General features: G+C 67.9%; 15 protein-coding genes. 10 read left to right on the top strand and 5 right to left on the bottom strand.

The genetic code is table 11. The features are described 5' to 3' along the window. Positions 1-6 precede the first annotated feature (6 nt). From hpnC to V8Z74_RS19960, 4 genes are all read left to right on the top strand, one after another. Positions 7-954 (top strand): squalene synthase HpnC, encoded by a 948-nt coding sequence (hpnC, locus tag V8Z74_RS19975; RefSeq protein WP_349710897.1) that lies wholly within the window; start codon positions 7-9, stop codon positions 952-954. Positions 955-1,126: 172 nt separating this feature from the next. Further along, a complete protein-coding gene (gene hpnD / locus V8Z74_RS19970; RefSeq protein ID WP_066483679.1) occupies positions 1,127-1,966 on the top strand; it encodes a presqualene diphosphate synthase HpnD in 840 nt (279 codons plus the stop codon). Between the two features lie 24 nt (positions 1,967-1,990). After that, the gene (gene hpnE, locus V8Z74_RS19965; RefSeq protein WP_349710896.1) at positions 1,991-3,364 is read left to right on the top strand and encodes a hydroxysqualene dehydroxylase HpnE; all 1,374 of its coding nucleotides are present in this window, start codon (positions 1,991-1,993) and stop codon (positions 3,362-3,364) included. Between the two features lie 103 nt (positions 3,365-3,467). Further along, positions 3,468-4,490: a Bug family tripartite tricarboxylate transporter substrate binding protein gene (locus V8Z74_RS19960; protein ID WP_066483676.1), complete on the top strand. Its 1,023-nt coding sequence runs from the start codon at positions 3,468-3,470 to the stop codon at positions 4,488-4,490. A gap of 103 nt (positions 4,491-4,593) precedes the next feature. Here V8Z74_RS19960 and V8Z74_RS19955 read toward each other — a convergent pair whose 3' ends face one another. The 3 genes from V8Z74_RS19955 to V8Z74_RS19945 all read right to left on the bottom strand — a co-directional run bounded on the left by V8Z74_RS19955 (position 4,594) and on the right by V8Z74_RS19945 (position 6,535). Next, positions 4,594-4,809: a DUF2788 domain-containing protein gene (locus V8Z74_RS19955; protein ID WP_066483674.1), complete on the bottom strand. Its 216-nt coding sequence runs from the start codon at positions 4,807-4,809 to the stop codon at positions 4,594-4,596. An 81-nt stretch (positions 4,810-4,890) separates the two neighbouring features. Then, positions 4,891-5,751, bottom strand: a complete 861-nt coding sequence (locus tag V8Z74_RS19950) for a DUF2189 domain-containing protein (RefSeq protein WP_349710895.1) — start codon at positions 5,749-5,751, stop codon at positions 4,891-4,893. A gap of 34 nt (positions 5,752-5,785) precedes the next feature. After that, the gene (locus V8Z74_RS19945) at positions 5,786-6,535 is read right to left on the bottom strand and encodes an HAD family hydrolase (protein ID WP_349710894.1); all 750 of its coding nucleotides are present in this window, start codon (positions 6,533-6,535) and stop codon (positions 5,786-5,788) included. A 71-nt stretch (positions 6,536-6,606) separates the two neighbouring features. Here V8Z74_RS19945 and hemH point away from each other — a divergent pair, with 71 nt between their 5' ends. The 5 genes from hemH to V8Z74_RS19920 all read left to right on the top strand — a co-directional run bounded on the left by hemH (position 6,607) and on the right by V8Z74_RS19920 (position 10,765). Beyond that, on the top strand, positions 6,607-7,704 hold the full coding sequence (gene hemH, locus V8Z74_RS19940; RefSeq protein WP_349710893.1) for a ferrochelatase: 1,098 nt from the start codon (positions 6,607-6,609) through the stop codon (positions 7,702-7,704). 14 nt (positions 7,705-7,718) lie between these two features. Further along, positions 7,719-8,243, top strand: a complete 525-nt coding sequence (locus V8Z74_RS19935) for a GNAT family N-acetyltransferase (RefSeq protein WP_349710892.1) — start codon at positions 7,719-7,721, stop codon at positions 8,241-8,243. A gap of 213 nt (positions 8,244-8,456) precedes the next feature. Then, positions 8,457-9,413, top strand: coding sequence for a sulfurtransferase (locus V8Z74_RS19930; protein WP_349710891.1), 957 nt, complete (start codon positions 8,457-8,459; stop codon positions 9,411-9,413). Between the two features lie 64 nt (positions 9,414-9,477). Beyond that, the gene (locus tag V8Z74_RS19925; protein WP_349710890.1) at positions 9,478-10,575 is read left to right on the top strand and encodes a YeeE/YedE thiosulfate transporter family protein; all 1,098 of its coding nucleotides are present in this window, start codon (positions 9,478-9,480) and stop codon (positions 10,573-10,575) included. 16 nt (positions 10,576-10,591) lie between these two features. Then, on the top strand, positions 10,592-10,765 hold the full coding sequence (locus V8Z74_RS19920) for a hypothetical protein (RefSeq protein ID WP_349710889.1): 174 nt from the start codon (positions 10,592-10,594) through the stop codon (positions 10,763-10,765). A 27-nt stretch (positions 10,766-10,792) separates the two neighbouring features. On the opposite strand, the gene V8Z74_RS19915 is transcribed toward V8Z74_RS19920, so the two are convergent. Beyond that, entirely contained in the window at positions 10,793-11,806 is a 1,014-nt protein-coding gene (locus tag V8Z74_RS19915; RefSeq protein ID WP_349710888.1) for a rhodanese-like domain-containing protein, read from the bottom strand. Positions 11,807-12,208: 402 nt separating this feature from the next. Here V8Z74_RS19915 and V8Z74_RS19910 point away from each other — a divergent pair, with 402 nt between their 5' ends. Then, positions 12,209-13,546 (top strand): MFS family transporter, encoded by a 1,338-nt coding sequence (locus V8Z74_RS19910; protein ID WP_349710887.1) that lies wholly within the window; start codon positions 12,209-12,211, stop codon positions 13,544-13,546. On the opposite strand, the gene V8Z74_RS19905 is transcribed toward V8Z74_RS19910, so the two are convergent. Next, positions 13,540-14,436, bottom strand: coding sequence for an alpha/beta fold hydrolase (locus V8Z74_RS19905; protein ID WP_349710886.1), 897 nt, complete (start codon positions 14,434-14,436; stop codon positions 13,540-13,542). The genes V8Z74_RS19910 and V8Z74_RS19905 overlap by 7 nt on opposite strands. Positions 14,437-14,473 lie beyond the last annotated feature (37 nt).

Here is a 14,473-nt window from a genome sequence, read left to right as displayed (position 1 = left end):
TCGCCAATGACCGCCACAATAGCGGGCGTGAACGTCCAACGCGATCCTCCCGCCCCTTCCGCGACCTCGTCTGCTGCGGCATCCGCCCGGCCGGCGGCCGTCACGCATTACGAGAACTTTCCCGTCGCCTCCTGGCTGTGCCCTCCTGCGCTGCGTCCGCCCATCGCGGCCATCTATCACTTCGCGCGCACGGCCGACGATCTGGCCGACGAAGGCGATGCGCCGCATGCCGAGCGCCTGGCCGCGCTGCAGCGCCTGCGCGCGGACCTGCGGCAGCTGGGCACGCCCCGGCAGGACGAAATGCTGACCCGCACGGCCTGGCCCCAGGTCCTTGCGCCGCTGGCCGCGCAGGTCCGGGCCCATGCCCTGCCCATGGACCTGCTCGACGACCTGCTGGACGCCTTCGAGCAAGACGTGCGCATGACCGCCAGCCAGGCCGCCTATGCCGACACGGAGCAGTTGCTGGACTACTGCCGCCGCTCGGCCAACCCGATAGGCCGCCTGCTGCTGCACCTGTACGGCGTGCACGACGCGCAGGCGCTGGCGCAAAGCGACGTGATCTGCACGGCGCTGCAGCTGATCAACTTCTGGCAGGACCTCAGCGAAGACCTGCCGCGCGGCCGCCACTACGTGACGGATGCCGACCTGCACGCCCACGGCCTGGCCCGCGCGGACCTGCGCCCCGAGCGCGCCGCGCTGACCGCGCCCGTGCGGGCACTGCTGGCCGCGCTGGCTGCCCGGGCCCGCGCCCTGATGCGGCAGGGCGCGCCCCTGGTGCACCGGCTGCCCGGCCGGGCCGGCTGGGAACTGCGCCTGGTAGTGCAAGGCGGGTTGGCCATTCTGGACAAGCTCGACCGCCTGCAGGGCGCCAACCTCTACCGGCGCGTGCAGCTGCGCAAAGGCGATCTGCCGCGCATGCTGTGGCGAGCCTGGCGGATGAAGCCCCGGAACTGAGCAGGGCATCTTGTCCGGCAGATATGAAAAGCATAGCTGTCTGCACCCTTGCCCATTGATATGCAGTACGAAATGCCTTTGAAATGAAGTAGCTGCAGGCGCTGGCAGCTATCGTATTCAATAGCCCCGTGCCGGCGCCGAGCGCGGGCCGGCATGGGACAATGCCACCCCTATGAATCCGGATCAGTACGTCCAAGACAAGGCCGCCGCCTCGGGCAGCAGCTTCTACTACGCCTTCCTCTTCCTGCCCAAGGAGCGCCGCGCCGCCATCACGGCCTTTTATGCGTTCTGCCGCGAAGTGGACGATGTGGTGGACGAAGTCTCCGATCCCGGCGTGGCCGCCACCAAGCTGGCCTGGTGGCGCAACGAAGTGCACCAGGCCTTTGCAGGCCAGCCCACGCACCCGGTCATGAAGGCGCTGATGCCGCATGCCGCCACCTACGGCATCGAGGAGCGCCACCTGCAGGCCGTCATCGAAGGCTGCCAGATGGACCTGGAGCAGACCCGCTACCTGGACTTTGCCGGCCTGCAGCGCTACTGCCACCTGGTGGCTGGCATCGTGGGCGAGGTCGCGGCCCGCATCTTCGGCCAGCAGGACGAGCGCACCACCGCCTACGCCCACACGCTGGGCCAGGCGCTGCAGCTGACCAACATCATCCGCGACGTGGGCGAGGACGCGCTGCGCGGCCGCATCTACCTGCCCATCAGCGAGCTGCAGCAGTTCGACGTGAAGGCGCACGAAATCAACAAGCGCGAATATTCGGAGCGCTTCACGGCGCTGATGCGCTTCCAGGCCGAGCGCGCCCATGGCCTGTACGACAAGGCCCTGGCCCTGCTGCCCGGCGCCGACCGCCGCACCCAGAAGCCCGGCCTGATGATGGCCAGCATCTACCGCACGCTGCTGCGCGAGATCGAGGCGGAGAATTTCCAGGTGCTGCACCAGCGCATCAGCCTGCCGCCCATGCGCAAGCTCTGGCTGGCCTGGAAAATGCAGGCGCTGGGCCGGATGTAGAGAGCGCATGCACGCACCTGCTTCATGAAAGTCGCCATCGTCGGCGCCGGCTGGGCCGGCATGGCCGCCGCCGTGCAGCTGGCACAGGACGGCCATGATCCCTGCGTCTTCGAAGCCGGCCGCCATCTGGGCGGGCGCGCCCGCACGCTGGAGCTGCCTGGTGCCCTCGAGGCCGACAACGGCCAGCACATTCTGATAGGCGCCTATGCCGAATGCCTGCGCCTGATGCGATCGGTCGGCATCTCCGAAACGGAGGGCCTGCTGCGCCACCCCCTGGCCATGCGCCATGCCGACGGCAGCGGCCTGGCCTTCCCCCCTCTGCCCGCGCCGCTGGATGCGCTTTTCGGCATTGCCGGCGCCCGCGGCTGGACGCTGCGCGAACGCCTGGCCCTTCTGGCGCGCGCGCTGCGCTGGCGCGTGCAGGGATTTCGCTGCGCACCGACAGCCACCGTGGCCGAGCTTTGCCACGGCCTGCCGCAGCGCCTGCTCGACGAATTCATGGAGCCGCTGTGCGTCTCGGCCCTCAACCTGCCCACGGCCCGGGCCAGCGGCAGCGTGTTCCTGCGCGTGCTGCAGGACGCCCTGTTTGCCGGCAGCGGCGGCTCGAACTTCCTGGTGCCGCGCGTCAGCCTCGGTGCGCTGTTCCCGGAGCCCGCCGCACGATGGCTGCAGGCGATCGGCCATTCCGTGCATACGGGCCGCCGCGTGCAGCAGCTGGCTCCGCCGGGCCGGCAGTGGGCGGTGCACGCGCCGGTGCAATCCACGGCACTTGCCGAACCCGCGCACTTCGATGCCGTGCTGCTGGCCTGCCCCCCGCAGGAAGCGGCCCGGCTGGCGCTGACCGCCGCCGGGGACGAGCGCCTGCCCGCACGCGAAGGCCTGCGTTACCGGCGCTGGGCGCAGGCCGCGCAGGCGCTGGAACACACGGCCATTGCCACCGTCTATGCCCATACCGGCCAACGGCTGCCTTCCGGGCTGCCCTGGCTGGCCCTGCGCCCCGGCCCCGGGCAGCCTGCGCAGTTCGTTTTCGACCGCCGCCACCTGATGCCTGCGCAGGCGCATGATCCGGCCCGGCCAGGCCTGATGGCCTTTGTCGTCAGCGACTGCCGCACGGAGCGCGCGACACTGCAGCAGCAGGTGCTGCAGCAGGCGCGCGAACAGCTGGGCTGGCAGGACATCCGGCCTGTCCGGACCGTCGTCGAAAAGCGCGCCACCTTTGCCTGCACGCCCGGCCTGCAGCGCCCCGGCATGGAGCTGGGCCACGGCCTGTGGGCCTGCGGCGACTATGTCGACGGCCCCTATCCGGCCACGCTGGAAGGCGCGGTGCGCAGCGGCATCCAGGCTGCGCGGCAGCTAGCCGGCACACAGACGCCGCCGGGCAGCCCCGGGAAAACCTGATGTGGCATCGGCCCGTCAGCAGGCCATTTGACAGCCAATTGACAGCCAGGCTGCGCACCATGCGCAGACCTGCCATACCCATCAGAAAACAACCGGAGACTCCATGGCCAAGACATTCGACGTGCCGACCAGCGCGCTGCTATCCCTTTCCCGCCGGCACCTGCTTGCCGGAGCCGGCGCCCTGGCCTGCGGCAGCCTGATCGGCACGCGCGCACAGGCCGCCGACGCCGCCTGGCCCACCCGCCCCATCCGCTTCGTCGTGCCATTCGCACCGGGCGGCAGCTCGGAAATCGTGGCGCGCTCCACGGCTGCGGAGCTGTCCAAGACCCTGGGCCAGAACGTGTTCGTGGACAACAAGCCCGGCGCCGCCGGCAATATCGCCATGCAGGAAGTGGCGCGGGCCGACGACCAGTCCACCGTCATCCTGGGCCATATCGGCACGCTGGCGGTCAACCCCTACATCTTCGACAAGCTGCCCTACGACCCCAAGAAGGACTTCGTGCCCGTCAGCCTGCTGGCCAAGATTCCCAGCCTGTACGTGGTGCATCCGGACCTTCCGGTCAAGAACATCGCCGAACTCGTGGCCTACGCCAAGAAGAACCCGGCCAAGCTCAGCTACGGCTCGGCCGGCAACGGCAGCGCGGGCCATCTGGCTTTCGAATACCTGAAGATGACGGCCGACATCTTCATGCTGCACGTACCCTATCGCGGCACCGGCCCGATGATGACGGACCTGCTCTCGGGCCGCCTCGACGCGGCATCGGTCGGCGCGGCGGCGCTGCTGCCCTTCATCAAGGCCGGCAAGGTACGCTGCATCGCCACCGGCTCGGCCAAGCGCCTGCCCCAGCTGCCCGATGTGCCGACGGTGGCCGAACAGGGCTTTCCCGGTTTCGAGATGACCCAGTGGTACGGCATGCTCGCCCCCTCGTCGCTGCCGCGCCCGCATGTGGACAAGCTGGCCGCCGAATGCGCCAGGGCCGTCAAGGCGCCCGATGCGCTCAAGCGCCTGCAGGGCGACGCGGCCGAGCCCATCGGCAGCACGCCCGAGCAGTTCGCGCAATTCATCGCCACCGAGCAGACCCGCTGGCAGAAGGTGCTCCAGCGGGCCCAGGTGAAACCTGGTTAACCCCCTGAGCGGCTATGCAGCTTCCCCTGATGGGGGACTTCATCTTCGCTGCGGGCGGTCCTTGCTCGATGTCTCTGAGGGAGGCCGCGCCAAGGGCCGCGGGTCAGTGGCTTTCTATCCACCATTGAATAATGATCTTGGCCAGGTAGCCGACAAAGCCCACGCCCAGGCCCAGGAAGATCACGAAGGTGCCGAACTTCCCTGCCTTGGACTGGCGCGCCAGCTGCAGGATGATGAACACCATGAAGATGATGAAGGCCCCCACGCCATAGGTGAGGAAGAAATGGGCAATTTGTTCTTCTGTGAACCCGAATATCACGGCAAGCCATCCTACGCATACCCTGCGGGCCGGGTGCTTGCCTGAACGGGCAGCGGCTTCGGTCCGCTGCCGCCCGCCCTCTCACCGGCCGCCCGGGGCAAGGGCCCGGTCATCGGCATCCCGCGCGGGAAAGGCCGATGCATCCACCAGATCACGATAGGCATGCCAGCTCGCATGCCCCAGCAAAGGCATCACAACCACCAGCCCCAGCAAATAGCTGCCGAGGCCCAGCAAGGTTAACAAAACAATCAACGCCGCCCACAGGGCCAGAGGCCCCGGATTGGCAATCACCGCCAACCAGCTGGTCAGCACGGCCTGGCGCATGCTCACGCGCCGGTCCAGCATCAGCGGCATGGCCACCACACTGGACGCAAAAATGGGCGCGGCCAGAAAACTGCCCAGCGCCATCCATTCCAGGAACAGTCCGCCATCCTGCGCCAGCACTACATGCGCCAGGAAGTCCGCCGGCGTTGCCACAGGCACGGGCGACATGACCACGATCAGCGAAGCCGATACGGCAACCCAGCCAGTGGCCGCCAGCGCCAGCAGCAGGCCGAAGCGCACCATGCACCAGTAGCCGGCCTGCGCCGTGGCGCGGCCGCTTTGCCACTGCATCCAGGTTCTGCGGACCAGCGAGGCATCAGCCCTCTCGCCGCGCTCCTGCGCCCGGCTGAGTGCATACAGGCTGGTCGCCACCACGGGCCCCACCACCAGGAAACCCGACAGCGCGCCGGCCATCAGCCAGAAGCGATTGTGCCCCAGCGCCAGTATGGCCCAGCCGATCAGGGCCAAGCCCCCTCCATGCGCCATGCTGATCCACGGCGCCCTTGCCATGTCCCGCAAGGCCTGTTTCAGCCAGAAGAAGGAACGGCTCCAGCCGATTGCGTGCACGGGAGCCAGGGGCGGAGGAGTGAAAAGGCGGGTGGTCAGACAGGCGGGCATAGGCTGTGCAAGGGCTAGGCTGGCGATCTTGCGATCAACTGTCAGCCAGCCCCTGGCACAACTGCGAAAGGCTGGCCACCGTGATATGGGGCTCGCGCCCCTCGTGCGGCCATGCTACCCCGCCGCGGTTGAGCCAGACCGCGTGCATACCCGCATCCATGGCGCCCAGCGCATCCAGAGCCGCGTCGTCGCCAATATGCAGCACGTGCTCGGGCGCCACGCCGGCCGCTTCGGCCGCGGCATGGAAAAAACGCACGTCGGGCTTGGCCATGCCCGCGTCGCTGGCCGACAGGGAGGCGCGAAAGTGCTGGCCGATCCCGACCACATGCACATTGGCGTTGCCGTTGGACAAAGCCACCACCGGCCAGCGCTGCGACAGGAATTGCAGGGCAGGCAGCGCATCGTCGAACAGCTCCACACGCTGGCGGGCGGCAAAGAATTCGTCGAACGCAGGCTCGGCCAGCGCCGGGTCGTCGCCGGCACGCGTCAAGGCCAGGCGTATGGATTCGCGGCGCAGGCCGCTGAGGTCGGCACGCAGGTCGGGGCGCAGCGCCACGATCTCATGCCGCAGGGCCCGCACCCTGGCCGTGTCGCCGAGATGCGCGGCCGTGCCCGGTGCATGCTCCGCCAGCCAGTCCAGCAAAACGGCTTCGGCCTTGGCAATCGTCGGCCAGATGGGCCACAGCGTGTCATCGAGGTCCAGGCTGATGGCCCGTATCCGCCCGCTGCGTCGCAGCTGCCGCAAGGTTTCCACGGCCATATCGGTTGTCATTTGGGGTTGCATGCGCCAAGAATAGCCGCCCGGCGATCGCCTCCAGACGACTGCGCCTATCCCAAGCTGCCACAATCGCAGCCATGTCTTCACGCTTTGCGCCCGAACCCGGCTTCCGCCACGACCAATCTGCCCGCACCGCGGTGCTGCTGTGCAACCTGGGCACGCCCGAGGCGCCCACGGCCGCGGCCGTGCGGCCCTATCTGGCCGAATTCCTCGGCGACGACCGGGTGGTGGAGATTCCCAGACTGGCCTGGTGGCCGATTCTGCACGGCATCATCCTGCGCACGCGGCCGGCCAGGTCGGCGGCCAAGTACGCCACCGTCTGGCACGAGAAGGACGGCTCGCCGCTGCTGCACTGGACCCAGCGCCAGGCCACGCTGCTGCGCGGCTGGCTGGGCGAGGCCGGCCACAATGTGCTGGTGCGCCATGCCATGCGCTACGGCAAGCCTTCGATAGCGTCCCAGCTCGATGCCCTCAAGGCCGAAGGCGCGAACCGCATCCTGATCCTGCCGCTGTACCCCCAGTATTCGGGGACCACCACGGCCAGCGTGTTCGACGCGGTCTACGACTGGGCCAGAACCCAGCGCCACATCCCCGAGCTGCGCTTCGTGAACCGCTATCACGACGATGCAGGCTATATCGAGGCGCTGGCCCAGCGCGTCGAGGCGCACTGGCGCGACAACGGCCGCGGCGAGAAGCTGGTCATGAGCTTTCACGGCGTGCCCGAGCGCACGCTGCGCCTGGGCGACCCCTACCACTGCGAATCGCACAAGACGGCGCGGCTGCTGGCCCAGCGGCTGCGGCTCGGCGACAACCAGTATCTCGTGACCTTCCAGTCCCGCTTCGGCAAGGCCAAATGGCTGGAGCCCTATACCGAGCCTTCGCTGATCGCCCTGGCCCAGCAGGGCACCAGGCGCGTGGACGTGGTGTGCCCGGGCTTCACCAGCGACTGCCTGGAAACCCTGGAGGAAATCAACCAGGAAGCGCGTGAGGCCTTCCTGCATGCAGGCGGCCAGCAGTTCGAATACATCGCCTGCCTCAACGACGATGCGCCCTGGATCACGGCCCTGAGCCGGATTGCCCAGCAGCATCTGCAGGGATGGCCCACGCAGCGCGAGGATGCGGCCCAGTTGCAGGAACGCAGCCGGCGGTCCCAATCGGCCGGCGCCGCTCAATAAGCCTGGTCGGCTGTATGCGCATCGGCCATTGCCTGCAGTTCCGTGATTTCCGCGCCGCCGATCTGCCCGTGGTGGCCCAGGCCATGGGCGATGCCAGGGTCACGCAGTTTTACGGCCTGGAGACAGAGCAGACCGATGCCCAGGCCATAGCCCGCGAACAGCTGGCCTGGTACCAGGAGCAGGCTGCGCAAGGCACAGGCTGGTGGCAGGCCACCTGCGCGCAAGAGCAGGTGCTGGGCGCCATAGGCATCTATGACCGTGACGATGACGGCGACAGTGCCGAGCTGGGCTACTGGCTGCTGCCCCGCCATTGGGGCAAGGGCCTGATGCGGCAGGCATTGCGCCAGTGGCTGCCCAGGGCTTTTGAAAAGCTGAAGCTGCACAGCGTCGTGGCCTATGTGGAGCCCGAGAACCTGGCCTCGATGCGGCTTCTGGCAACAGCCGGCTTTGCGCACGAGGGCCTGCTGCGCGAATGCACCCGGCGTGGGCAAGGCTATGCATCGCTGCACCGTTTTTCGCTGCTGGTGCACGAGCTTTGACCTGATGGCATGCAGCGCTTGGCCATCCACCGCTAAAGCGCGATAAGGCCCGGACCCAGGCACAGGCAGCAGCCGTCTGCCGCACATCTCGCGCATTACCACAAGCGACAAGCAGGCAAATTCTCCCTGCTTGGGCCGGTCCGCCCAAAGCCGGACAATAGAGGCCTTGGGCGTAGCCACGCCTGCCGAAGACCGGTTCTGCCGACTCCTGCCATGAAAAACGCCTCTCTCACTTACGCACTGGCCATGGGCCTGGGCCTTTCCACCAGTACCTGGGCGCTGGCCGCCCAGCCCCTGCTCACGCCCGAGCAGCTGCAGCCGCTGCTGCAGCAGGCCGACACCCGCGTGATCGACATCCGCGACTCCAAGGCCTTCGAGGCCGGTCATATCGCCCAGGCCGTCAATGCGCCCTACGGCAAATGGCGCGGCCCGGCCAGCAATCCCGGCGAGCTGCCCGACCAGGCCAAGCTGGTCGCGCTGGTCCAGTCGCTGGGCCTGACGCCTGCCACCCATGCCGTGGTGGTCTCCAGCGGCGCCGATGCCACGGACTTCGGCGCCATGGCGCGCGTGTACTGGACGCTCAAGAGCCTGGGCCTGAAAGAGCTGTCCATCGTCAACGGCGGCATGAAGGCCTGGGAATCGGCCGGCAAGCCGGTGAGTCAGGCGGCCGTGAAGGTCGCGCCCAGCAGCTACGCACCCACGTTCGATGCCCAGTGGCTGGCCACGCGCCAGGATGTGGGCCGGCACCTGGACCTGTCGAATGCGGCCCTGGTCGATTCGCGCCCCGACGCCTTCTACCAGGGCAAGGTGCGCGCGCCTGCCGCCAAGCTCTCGGGCACGCTGCCCGGCGCCCAGCAGCTCGATTTCAACCAGTGGTTCGTGCCCGGCACCTCGCAATTCGTGGATGCCGCCAAGGCCAGGGAAATCGCCGGCAAGCTCCAGCGCCAGCAGGGCCAGGACACGGTGGCCTTCTGCAACACCGGCCACTGGGCGGCCACCGACTGGTTCGGCCTGTCGGAGATGGCCGGCCTGCCCAATGTCAAGCTCTATGCAGGCTCCATGGTGGACTGGACCCAGTCCAAGGAGGCACCGCGCATGGCCAACCAACCGGGCCGCGCCCAGTCCCTCGCCTACGACGCACAAAAGTGGTGGGACAAAAACTTCAAATAACCCCTGAGGCGCTGCGCGCCTTCCCCTTGAAGGGGGAGGACGCCTTCAATGTGATACCCCAAACATGAAACGACTTCCCATTTCGGCCGTACTGGCCGTTTTCTTTGGCTGGCTGCTCTGGAGCGTCTCGGTGCGCCAGGCTGCGCTGTTCCTCGTCGGCATCGGCCTGGGCGCCGTGCTGGCCGGCCAGCGCTTCGGCTTCACCACCGGCTGGCGCATGCTGGTCGAGGAAAAGGACGCCAGCGGCATCTTCGGCCAGTTGCTGCTGCTGGCCCTGGCCGCCGCCATGGCCATGCCGCTGCTGGGCCACTTTCCCGAACTGACCGCGGCGCTGGGTCCACCCAGCATCAGCCTGCTGGTCGGCGCATTTGTCTTCGGCCTGTGCATGCAGATAGCCGACGGCTGCGGCAGCGGCACGCTGTACAAGGCCGGCATGGGCATTCCCATGAACACGGCCATCCTGCCCATGTTTTCGATCGGCAGCTTTCTGGGCAGCCTGCACCTGGGATGGTGGCTGGACCTGGGCCATACCACGCCCGTGGGCCTGGTAACCGAATGGGGCTGGGCACCGGCCCTGGGTGCCACGCTGGCGGCGCTGGCCGTGGTGGCAGTGGGCGTGGCCTGGTATGCCAGGCGCGCCAATGCGGCACTGGGCCGCGCACCCAGGCCGCTGCTGGTACGCAAATGGCTGGTCGGCGCCGTGCTGCTGGCCGTCTTCGCCACGCTCAACCTCGTCATCGCGGGCCAGCCCTGGGGCGTGGTCTACGGCTTCGGCCTCTGGGCCGCCAAGGTGGCCAACGCCACGGGCGCCGTGGACCTGGCCGGCAACTGGTTCTGGAGCCAGCCCGGCAATGCCGCGCGCCTGCACGAAACCGTGCTGCTGGATGTGACCAGCATCACCAACATCGGCATCCTGGGCGGCGCGCTGTGGATTGCCGCGGGCAAGCCCGCCGCCGCCAAGGCGCTGACCGGCACGCAGTGGGCAGTGGCGCTGGCGGCCGGCCTGGTGCTGGGCTACAGCTCGCGCCTGGCCTTCGGCTGCAACGTGGGTGCCATGTTCTCGGGCATTTCCACGGGCTCCGTCCACGGCTGGATCTGGGTGCCCATGGCCTTCATGGGCACGATTTTCGGCCTGCGCATCCGCCGCCATTTTGGGTTCTGAGCCCCCGGAGATTCGGATGACACAACAAAATACTTTGCGCCCCGTCTTCTGGGCCGTGCTGGTTCTTTTCCTGGCCTGGGACTTCTGGCAGTCGCCGCCCGTGGATCTGCGCTTCGAGGCGCCGCTGATCGCAGCGGGTTCGGGCCAGGCGGCCCAGGGCGGGCACTGCTCCATGCCCGCGGGCAAATAAACCAGAAAGCCTTTGCCAGGCCGCCGGTCAGGACGGCGTCATGGTCTCGGAAATCCCGGAGGCCGCAGCCGCCTCCGGCGCGGGCTCGGCCTCGTTGCCGGCCTTTTCCACATCGAAGCCGGCGGCCTCCCAGGCCGACAATCCGCCCACCAGGGGACGGACATTGGTGAAGCCGGCGCGCATTAGCTGCCTGGCCACGCGCGCCGCCGAGATTTCATTCGGGCAGTCGCAATAGACCACCATCCCATGCGCATGCTGCTCGCGCGGCAGCAGCGCCTCGTAGGCAACCCGGCCCTCTTCCTGGCTGCGCTGCCAGGGCCGGGCGCCGGGAATGTGGCCACGGTCGTAGAGGATGGACTCGCGCACGTCGATCACCGTGGGGCGCACGCCCTGGGCATGCAGGCCGGCCAGCTCGGCCACCGACATGCGCGGCATCTTGAGCGAGCGGATCACGCGGTGGCGCTGCCACCATTTGCGCGCCACGAAGACGGCAAAGGCCACGAGCAGAAGCAGCAGGCCCCATTTGCCCAGGGCCGTGAGCACATCGAGCAGGCTCTCCACGGTCGAGGCGAACAGCGATCCCAGGAAGACGGCCGAGCCTACCCAGATCAGCGCGCCCAGCATGTCGAACAGCACGAAGGTACGCAGCGGCGTGCCGACCACGCCGGCCAGCGCGCTGGCGATGGAGGCAAAGCCCGGCACGAACTTGGCCACCAGCAGCGACTTGGCGCCCCAGCGGCCGTAGACCGACTCGGTCTGGCGGATGCAGGCATCGGGCGACAGCGAAATGCGGCAGATGCGGCCCAGCACGCGATGGCCATAGGCCTTGCCCGCCTGGTACCAGATCACGTCGGCCAGCAGCGCCGCGGCCACGGCCAGGGCTGTGAGCCAGCCCAGACGCGCACCGCTTGCACCTTCGAGCGCGCCCGTGACTACCAGCACGGGATAGGCCGGCACCGGCGCCCCCAGCTGTTCCACGAACACATTGAGGAACACGATGCCCAGGCCGTATTCCCGAATCAGATCCACCAGAAAACCCATGGCCTCAACTCCAGGCTGACTGCAGCCACCGTCGCCGCATGCGCGCCATGCTAGCGCCGCCGCCGCACCCCTGCTGCGCCAGGGTTGAATCGCGCCGGAAAAGTCCTTGCAGCTCCGATGCGCTGACAGGCAATCGACCGACAGCCGCGGCAGGCGGCGCAGGTGCAATATGAACCGGTCAGGGTCCTGACCGGCCGCCGGTTTGGCCAGCCAGGCCCGCAGCGCATACACGCATTTGGAACGTATCGGCGTCCCCTGGCGCCGCGGCAGCGGCTTTACGGAGCGGGATGGTGTGCGAAGTCGCCCGCAAGGCTTCTTGCCTGTGTGCGGCTGCCCCACCGCAGCCCGAACCCCGGCGGCTGCGTGGAGAGCGTCCGCACGTTCTGACAGGAAAGGCAGTCCATGCAAGAGTCATACCACCGCACGTCCACCCCTGCAGCGCAGGACGCTGCAGCACCGCGCAGCTATACGCCCGAGGAAAAGCGGCACCGGGTCTTCGCCATCATGGCGGCCTCGTCGGGCAATCTGGTCGAGTGGTTCGACTTCTATGTCTACGCATTCGCCGCGCTGTATTTCGCGCCTTCGTTCTTTCCGAAGTCCGATCCCACGGCCCAGCTGCTCAACACCGCGGGCGTGTTCGCGGCGGGCTTTCTGATGCGGCCCATCGGCGGCTGGCTGTTCGGCCGCATCGGCGACCGGCTGGGCCGCAAGACCTCGCTGCTGATCTCGGTGACCATGATGTGCGCAGGCTCCCTGGTGATTGCCGCCCTGCCCACCTACGACCAGATCGGCGCCTGGGCACCGTTCCTGCTGCTGATATGCCGGCTGTTCCAGGGCCTGTCCGTGGGCGGCGAATACGGCACCACGGCCACCTACATGAGCGAGGTCGCGCTGCGCGGCCAGCGCGGCTTTTTCTCCTCGTTCCAGTACGTGACCCTGATCGGGGGGCAGCTGCTGGCCGTGCTGGTCATCGTCATTCTCGAGGCCCTGTTGACGGAGGCCGAACTCAAGGCCTGGGGCTGGCGCATTCCGTTCGTCTGCGGCGCCGTCGCGGCCGTGGTCGCGTTGCTGCTGCGCCGCACGCTGCACGAGACGCAGACCGAGGCCGCCAGGAAAACCGCCGAGGCCGGCACCATCGGCGGCCTGCTGCGCAACCACAAGGCTGCGTTCCTCACGGTCCTGGGATACACGGCCGGCGGCTCGCTGATCTTCTACACCTTCTCGACCTATATGCAGAAGTACCTGGTCAACACGGTGCATCTGCCCATCAAGACCGCCAGCCACGTGATGACCTTTGCGCTGCTGGTCTTCATGTGCGTGCAGCCGCTGTTCGGCATGCTGTCGGACCGCATCGGCCGGCGCACCAACATGATGCTGTTCGGTGGCCTGGGCGCCCTGTTCACCGTCCCCATCCTGACGGCGCTCCAGCATGTGCAAAGCCCGTTGCCGGCCTTTTTGCTGATCACCGCAGGCATGCTGATCGTGAGCTTCTATACCTCGGTGTCCGGCATTGTGAAGGCCGAGATGTTCCCGCCCGAAGTGCGGGCCCTGGGTGTGGGCCTGGCCTACGCGATTGCCAACGCGATCTTCGGCGGATCGGCCGAATACGTGGCGCTGGGGCTCAAGACCCTGGGCCACGAGCATGCTTTCTTCTGGTATGTGACGGCCATGATGGTGCTGGCCTTCTTCGTCAGCATGCGGCTGCCCCGGCAGGCCGCCTACCTGCACCACGATCACTGACGCAAGTGCCCCAGCACGGCGTCGAAGTGCGCCGGCACATTCAGGGCCGGCGCATGGCCGCAGCCTTCGATCTCCAGCCAGGTCAGCAGCCCCTGGGCGCCGGGCCCGCGCTGCTGCATGCGCTCGGCCACGGGCCTGAGCACCAGGTCCGAATCCACGCCGCGCAGCAGCAGCACGGGCAGCGCCAGCGCATCGTAGTGCTCCCAGATCAGGTAGTCGTTGTCGTGCGCGGTGAACTGCTGGATCATGGCCGGGTCGTAGTGCGGTGTCACGCGGCCGTCGTCGGTGCGGCGCGTGCTGGTCTCGGTGAGCTTGCGCCACTCGGCCTCGCTGAGCCAGCCATAGGGTTTGTAGGCCGTGCGGAAAAAAGCCTCCAGTTCGGCCACGGTGGCAAAAACCGGCGGCTGGCCCGCGTAGGCCCTGATGCGCGCCAGCGCTGCATCGGCCAGCTCGGGCGCGTTGTCGTTGAGCGTGAGCGTGAGGATGCGCTGCCTGAGCGCTGGCTCGAACAGGCCCGAGGCGCAGACCGTGCCGATGGCACCGCCCATGGAGGTGCCCACCCAGTGCACCTGCTCCAGCCCCAGCGCATCCATCAGCTCGCGCGCCAGCCGCGCGTAAAAGCGCAGGTTGTATTCCTCTTGCGGCGCCCGGCTCCACTGGCTCAGGCCCCGGCCCAGCGTGTCGGGGCAGATCACGCGATAGCCCTGGCCGGCCAGGAACTGCGCCAGCGCATCCATGTCGCGGCCCGTGCGGGCCAGGCCGTGCCAGGCGATCACCGTGGCCACGGGCTCGCCGGCCGGCTGCCAGTCCATGTAGTGGATCTCGTAGCTGGCGCAGTTCGCATAGCTGGAAAGCGGTGTGGGAGCTGCGGAAGTGCAAGGGTCAGGCATGGCAGTGTCAGGTATAAAAAGGCTTCAAACGCTTTTG

This window comes from Comamonas sp. w2-DMI (assembly GCF_040187735.1).
In the GTDB taxonomy this organism is placed as follows: domain Bacteria; phylum Pseudomonadota; class Gammaproteobacteria; order Burkholderiales; family Burkholderiaceae_C; genus Comamonas; species Comamonas terrae.
This window is presented reverse-complemented; position numbering and strand designations above follow the sequence as displayed.